Raw genomic sequence first — 6,631 nt, forward strand, 5'->3', positions numbered from 1 at the left:
GCCGATACGGACCGACCGGGGACTCGCGGCGCGGGCCGCGGCCGTCGCCGCCGCGCTCGCCGGCCTCGTCGCGCTCACCGGCTACTACTGGCCCGCGCCCCTCTTCGCCGGGAGCGGTCCCCTCGGGCTCGTCGTCGCCGCGCTCGTCACCGCCCCCGTCGTCTACCGGCTCGAGCGCGCCGGCGGTCGGGGGGAGCGAACGCCCGCTCGCTCGCGGTAGATCGCCGCCGGCTCGAGCGCGCCGGCGGTCGGCGTCACCGACCGCCGTCCGACTCCTCGTCGTCCGACTCGTCGCCGCCGTCGTCGTCGGTCGCTTCCGAGTCGGCCGTCTCCGCGTCGGGATCGTCGTCATCCGGCGGCTCGACTTTCATCTCGGAGGCGTCCTCCGCGGGGCTCGCCTCGGGTTCCGTGTCCGCCGTCTGGGTCGGCTGGGCCTGCGTGGGGTCCGGCCCCGTCGCCTCGCTGGTCTCGTCGGCCATCGCGGTGTCGGAGACGTCGACTTCCACCCCGTCCGTCCCGGTCTCGCGTCGGGGATCTCCCTCGTCGCTTCCGAGGTCGGGTCCGGACCGCGAGGGGTCCTCGTCCGGCTCGTCGGTGAACTCGATCCGCGAGCCCGAGTCCGCGGGGTCGTCGATCCCCGGGTCCGCGATCTCGCCGTCGCCCTCGATCTCGGACTCGCGGCCGGAGTCGACGCGCTCGGCGGCCGCACTGGCCGCGTCCGCGACGTCTTTCCCCTCGGTGCCGCCCTCGACGTCCGGCACGTCACCGCCTTCGGCGCTCGAGCGGCGTCTGCGAAGCCCGTACCCGGCCAGCGCGCTCCCGGCGACGGCGAGCGGGATCGCCCGCCGGCGGTTCGCGGCCAGCGAGCGGATCGCGGCCGCGAGCAGGAGGCCGCCGCCGAGAATCGGCACCGTCCCGCCCCCGAGCGCCTCGGACGCCGCCGCGAGTCCGCTCTCCGGGTCGGCCAGTTCCTCGAGGTCCGCGGGGTCCTCGAACCCGGGCAGTTCGTCGATCGACTCGTCGGTCGTCGCGTCGTCGTCGTGTGCAGTCATTGGGTGTCCTCCGAGCGACGATCGTGGCGGCCCGCGGCCGCGAGTCGCTATCGGTCCCGCGGCCGGGCGCGCCACCAGTCCGCTCACCCCCGATACGCCGTCCGGCCGGATGAAGATTCGACCGGCACCTGACTACCCGTCCGGGACGGCACCGGTCGCCGCTCGCCTCGAGCGATATCGGATATTGGGTTTCTGGGGGTGTGTTCGACGGCAAATCGGCCGATAGGATTGATTACGGCCCTGCATACTCCGGGCCGGTGTCCTTCCCTCCACCGCGTGGAGGTACCCCCATCCATGTCGGACTCGAACGGACGTGACGACGAGTCACATCGGACCGCGCGGAACGTCGTTCTCGTCGTTCTCGACACGGCGCGGTCGAAAAGCGTCGGCCTGCAAGGGCTTTCGGAGGGGAACGCGGCGGGCTCCGATCACGTCGGCACGCAATCCCCGCCGGGCGACCGGGCGGCGAGCGGCGACGACGCTGGCGCGCGCCCGACGCCCGCGTTGGCGCGACTCGCCGCCGAGGGAGTCGCCTTCGAGAACGCCTTCGCGACCGCGCCGTGGACGCTGCCCTCCCACGCGTCGCTGTTCACCGGGACCTACCCCTCCGAACACGGCACTCACGGCGACCACACCTACCTCGAGGCCGATCTGCGGACGCTGCCGGCGGCCTTCGCCGACGCGGGGTACGAGACGGTCGGCGTCTCGAACAACACCTGGATCACCGAGGAGTTCGGCTTCGATCGGGGCTTCGAACAGTTGCGGAAGGGCTGGCAGTACATTCAGGCAGACGCCGACATGGGCGCGGTCGTCCGCGGCGAGGACCTCCGGGAGAAACTCGCCGCGACCCGCGAGCGGCTCTTCGACGGCAACCCCGTCGTCAACGCCGCCAACATCCTCTACAGCGAACTGCTCCAACCGGCCGGCGACGACGGCTCGGCCCGCGCGGTCGACTGGACCGCCGACTGGCTCCGCCGTCGCAGCGACGACCGCCCCTTCTTCCTGTTCTGTAACTTCATCGAACCCCACGTCGAGTACGACCCGCCCCGCGAGTACGCCGAGCGGTTCCTCCCCGATGGGGCCGGCTACGAGGAAGCGACGGCGATCAGGCAGGATCCCCGCGCCTACGACTGCGAGGACTACGCGATTTCGGACCGCGAGTTCGCCATGCTGCGGGGCCTCTATCGCGCGGAACTGGCCTACGTCGACCACCAGGTCGGCCGGCTCCGGACCGCGCTCTCCGACGCCGGCGAGTGGGAGGACACCCTGTTCGTCGTCTGTGGCGACCACGGCGAACACGTCGGCGAACACGGCTTCTTCGGCCACCAGTACAACCTCTACGACACCCTGCTGAACGTCCCCCTCGTCGCTCACGGCGGCCCCTTCATCGGCGGCGACGCCCGCCACGACCTCGTGAGCCTGCTCGATCTCCCCGCCACCCTGCTCGAGACGGCCGGCGTCGACGACCCCGCGCTCCGCGAGGGGTGGTCGAGCCGGTCGCTGCATCCCGACTCGGACGACGATTCCCGGGAGGCCGTCTTCGCCGAATACGTCGCCCCTCAGCCCTCGATCGATCGTCTCGAGGCCCGCTTCGGCGAGATCCCCGACCGGGTCCGCGGGTTCGACCGCCGGCTGCGGGCGGTCCGGACGGCCGACTACAAATACGTCCGCGGCGACGACGGCTTCGAACGGCTCCATCACGTTCGGTCGGACCCGCTCGAGGGGACGAACGTCGCCGACGAGGAGCCCGACCGGGTCCGGGCGCTCCGGCGGCGGCTGGACGCGCGGTTCGACCCGCTCGAGGCGGCCGCGGCGTCGGGCGAGGTCGAGATGCGCGAGGGGACCAGAGACCGGCTCGCGGATCTGGGCTATCTGTGACGGCGTGATCGGCCGGTGACCGCTCAGTCTTGTCTCGACCGCTCACACCTCGTGCGGTGGCGCGCGCTGGCGGCCGACCGAGAATTCTCGAGGGCGGCCGCTACCACTGCGCGAGGGATGAGCGAGTGCAGTGAGCGAATCGGCTGGGGAGGACGTGGTACTCCTAGTAGCCACGATAGCAGGACACTCGTTGTACTGTCTCTCGAGCGGTCTCTTGAGAAAATCGACTCGAGAGGAGTGTCCTGCTATCGTGGCAATACGGAGACGCCTCACCCTCCCCAGCCGGTTCGCTCGCTCCGGAGTCGCTCGCTCACCCCTCGCACAGTGTCGTCGACGATCCTCACTGGCGTTCGGATAGTCGACAGCGCGCGCCACCGCACCACTGCACGATGGGCAACGGCCATAGCCGCGCCCGGTATCAAGCGCACACCTGTACACGCGGGGCGGTTTGCCGCCGCCGTCGGAACGTGGGGCCATGTCCACCAGCGGCCCAGCCCAATCGGCGTCGTTCCCGTTCCCGACGCAGGTCGTCTACGACGGCACGTCCGATCGCCTTCGCGCCGCCGTCGACGTCGCTCCCGCGGCGACGGACGACGTGACGGTCGAGGTCGGCTCGCGTCGCCTCCGGATCGCGGTCGATCGCGGCGACAGCGCTTTCGACGGCCACGACGGCGACGCGAACCCCGAGAGCGACGACCGCGTCGTCGAACGCACCGTCACGCCGCTCCCGCCCGGCCTCGAGTTCGGGGACGACCGACACGCGTTCTACAACAACGGCGTCCTCACCGTCTCGCTCGAGACGGAATCGTGAGTCTCGATCGACCACCCCGACGGGCCTTCATTTCCGGTCGATCGGAACCGAGCGGACTGCCTGCAGCACGTTTTTGCGCCCTTGCCCGGTAGGAGAGACGACAGTCACGGGACCAATGGTGACCCAGGACGCACGCTCGAGCGACGGCTTCCTCCCGTTCTTTCGCGAGTACACGAAGACCTGGATCCACGCGGTCGCGGCAGCCGGACTGACGGCGTTCGGGACGCTGTCGGTCTATCACCGCGCGTTCATCGCCCTCGCGCTGGCGTCCTATGTCGTCCCGCCGATCGTGCTGTACCTGTGGCGACCGTCGGTGGGTCGGGACGACGCACCCGAGCGGGCGGACGAGGCGACGGCCGCTCGAGACCGCGCGGCGACGACCGCCGATCGAACGGCGACCGGTGACGCGGCGCTCGAGCGCCCGGATGCGGCGGCCGAATCCGTGGACGGCGACGGACACGACGGCGTCGCTCTCGGCTCGGACGACGACCGTCCCGACGTCGATACCGGCGACGGAGCATCCGGGACCGACGCCGCCAGCGAGACCGAGCGGCCCCACGCCCGCGAGTGGCGGCCCGTCGATGTTCCCACCGAGGCGACGCTGCGGGACGTCTGCGTGACCGACGGCGGCGCGGCCCACGCGGTCGGTGAGGACGGGATCGTCCTCTCGGCCCCTGGCGACGACACCGAGTGGTCGGTCGCGCTCGCGGACGGGCCCGCCGCGCAGGGCGAGGAGTTACAGGGGGTCGACGTGACGGCCGACGGCGCGGCGGTCTGGGTCGCCGGCGACAGCGGCTCGCTGGGCCGGCTCGAGCCCGAGACGGGACTGCACACCGATTACACGGCCCCACTCGAGATCACGAACAACTGGCTGGGGGTCGCCGTCGCCGGCCGGAGCGGCGACGAGACGGTTCTGCTGATCGACGGCTCCGGAGCCGTCCTCCGCGGGCGCTACCGCGACGGCGAGATCGGGTGGGACGAGCCCGTCACCCCCGGCAGCGGCTCGAGCCTGAGCGGGGTCGCGCTGGCGGACGCCTCGGTCGGCTACTGCTGTGACACGAACGACGCGGTCTTCGAGACGGCCGACGGCGGGGCGTCGTTCGACCGCGTTGGCCCCGTCGGCGCCGGCGGCACGCTCGAGGCCGTGGCGACGCTCGGTCGCGGCGACTGTCTGGTGAGCGCGGACGACGGCGTCGTCCACCGCTACGGCGGGTCGACGTGGACGCCCGAGCGAGTCGGCGAGGAAGCGATCTGTGGGCTGGCCCGGCGGGAGGGGGAGACCATCGCCTGCGACGCCGACGGCGTGATCCACGAGCGCAGCGGGACGGACTGGGACGCGATCGACGCGGGGCCGCTCGAGTCGCTGATCGGCGTCGCGGTCGCGCCAGACGGCCGGCGGGCGGTCGCGGTCGGCGACGAGGGGACCGTCGTCGAGCGGCGATGAGCGACGGTCGGATCGGCCACTGTTATTGCCGTCGAACCCACAGCGCCTAGCGTGAGCGATCGAGACGCGACTGGCGACGGAACCGACCGCTGTCGGCTCTGCGGCACGCCGCTTTCGGGGACCGACGAGCGGGCCGCCGACGACTTCTGCTCGAGCGGCTGTCGCGATATCGCCGCCGAGTACGGAACCGGCGACGACGCCGGCCCCCGTTCGACGGACCAGCCGGCCGACGCGAGCCCGGACGCGACGGCGGAGACCGACGGGACCGTCCGGACCTTCTTCCGGGTCGACGGCATGCACTCGGCCAGTTGCGAGGCCTACCTCGAGTCCGTCGCCGAGGGCCGCGACGGTGTTCGCGACGCCGAGGCGAGCTACGTCACCGAGACGGTCCGGGTCGATCACGACCCTGATCGGATCGGCGCGGACGCCCTCGAGGACGCGCTGAGTACGCTTGGCTACACCGCGTACCGGCGCGAGGACGCAAGCGCTGACGAGGATACCGGTGGCACCCGCCGCTCCCGGGAGATGGACGGGCTCCGGAAGCGCCGCGCCGACGACATGCTTGAGATGCGGTACGTCGTCGGCGTCGTCTTCGGCTCCTTCCTGCTGTTGCCGTTCGTGGCGGTCTTCTATCCGATGTACCTGACCGCGTTTACCGACTGGGGCGCGATCGCCCACTTCGAGGGGTCGTTCACCGGCTTTAGCGGCTCCCTCTATCTCCCGCTGTTCGTCGTCCTGACCGGCGCGATCGTCTACCTGACCGGCGGCCCCGTCCTCCGGGGCGCGTACGTCAGTCTGAAGCTCCGGCGGCCGACGACGGCCCTGCTCGCGGCGCTGACGGTTCTGGGCGCGTACGCGTACGCCTCGATCACCGCCGCGCTCGGCCGCACGGACGTCTACTTCGACCTGACCATCGTCGTCGCCGCGCTCGTGATGGGGGCGACCTACTACGAGTCGACGGTCAAGCGCCGCGCGACCGACCGGCTGACCGACCTCACCGTCTCGCAGGTCGACACCGCCCGGCTGTACGCGTCGGACGGCTCCACGGCCGAGATTCCCGTCGCCGACCTCGAGTCCGGCGACCGCCTGCTCGTCCGCGAGGGCGAGCGCATCCCGGTCGACGGCCGGCTGGCCGAGGGCGAGTGTACCGTCGACGAGGCCGTCGTCACCGGCGAGTCGCTTCCGGTCCCGAAGGAAGCCGGCGACGAGGTGGTCGGCGGCTCGGTCGTCACGACCGACGCGGCGGTCGTCGACGTCGGCGAGCGAACCACCAGCAGCATCGAGCGGCTCACCCGGGTCGTCTGGAACGTCCAGAGCGCCGACCACGGCGTCACTCGGCGGGCCGACGAACTCGCCGCCCGGCTCGTTCCCGTCGTCCTCGCGGCCGCCGTCGTCGTCGGCGTCGGAGCCGCGCTCACCGGTGCCGGCGCGACCGCGACCGCGCTC

At 71.8% G+C, this 6,631-nt stretch carries 5 protein-coding genes and 1 pseudogene; 5 read left to right on the forward strand and 1 reads right to left on the reverse strand.

Going from position 1 to position 6,631, the window contains the following annotated elements; genetic code table 11:
• Positions 1 to 220: pseudogene (locus ACSBP4_RS19430) on the forward strand (phosphatase PAP2 family protein); the annotation flags it as partial.
• Positions 221 to 254: 34 nt separating this feature from the next.
• Here ACSBP4_RS19430 and ACSBP4_RS19435 read toward each other — a convergent pair.
• A complete protein-coding gene (locus ACSBP4_RS19435) occupies positions 255 to 1,052 on the reverse strand; it encodes a hypothetical protein (RefSeq protein ID WP_435553186.1) in 798 nt (265 codons plus the stop codon).
• 294 nt (positions 1,053 to 1,346) lie between these two features.
• Between ACSBP4_RS19435 and ACSBP4_RS19440 the strand changes: the two genes are divergently transcribed.
• The 4 genes from ACSBP4_RS19440 to ACSBP4_RS19455 form a co-directional block, all read left to right on the forward strand.
• Entirely contained in the window at positions 1,347 to 2,930 is a 1,584-nt protein-coding gene (locus ACSBP4_RS19440) for a sulfatase (protein WP_435553187.1), read from the forward strand.
• 475 nt (positions 2,931 to 3,405) lie between these two features.
• Positions 3,406 to 3,741 (forward strand): Hsp20/alpha crystallin family protein, encoded by a 336-nt coding sequence (locus tag ACSBP4_RS19445; RefSeq protein WP_435553188.1) that lies wholly within the window; start codon positions 3,406 to 3,408, stop codon positions 3,739 to 3,741.
• A 115-nt stretch (positions 3,742 to 3,856) separates the two neighbouring features.
• Positions 3,857 to 5,185, forward strand: coding sequence for a hypothetical protein (locus ACSBP4_RS19450; protein ID WP_435553189.1), 1,329 nt, complete (start codon positions 3,857 to 3,859; stop codon positions 5,183 to 5,185).
• A 51-nt stretch (positions 5,186 to 5,236) separates the two neighbouring features.
• Positions 5,237 to 6,631, forward strand: a 1,395-nt coding sequence (locus tag ACSBP4_RS19455) for a cation transporter (RefSeq protein ID WP_435553190.1), incomplete at its 3' end; no start/stop codon positions are given.

Origin of the sequence: Natrinema sp. CGMCC1.2065 (assembly GCF_051225675.1) — an archaeon.
Taxonomy (GTDB): domain Archaea; phylum Halobacteriota; class Halobacteria; order Halobacteriales; family Natrialbaceae; genus Natrinema; species Natrinema thermotolerans.

What these genes read in the sequence shown, in the direction of transcription:
- ACSBP4_RS19450 (WP_435553189.1), top strand. Translation starts at nt 3,857, where the DNA reads ATGGTGACCCAGGACGCACGCTCGAGCGACGGCTTCCTCCCGTTCTTT.
- ACSBP4_RS19445 (WP_435553188.1), top strand. Translation starts at nt 3,406, where the DNA reads ATGTCCACCAGCGGCCCAGCCCAATCGGCGTCGTTCCCGTTCCCGACG.
- ACSBP4_RS19440 (WP_435553187.1), top strand. Translation starts at nt 1,347, where the DNA reads ATGTCGGACTCGAACGGACGTGACGACGAGTCACATCGGACCGCGCGG.
- ACSBP4_RS19435 (WP_435553186.1), bottom strand. Translation starts at nt 1,052, where the DNA reads ATGACTGCACACGACGACGACGCGACGACCGACGAGTCGATCGACGAA.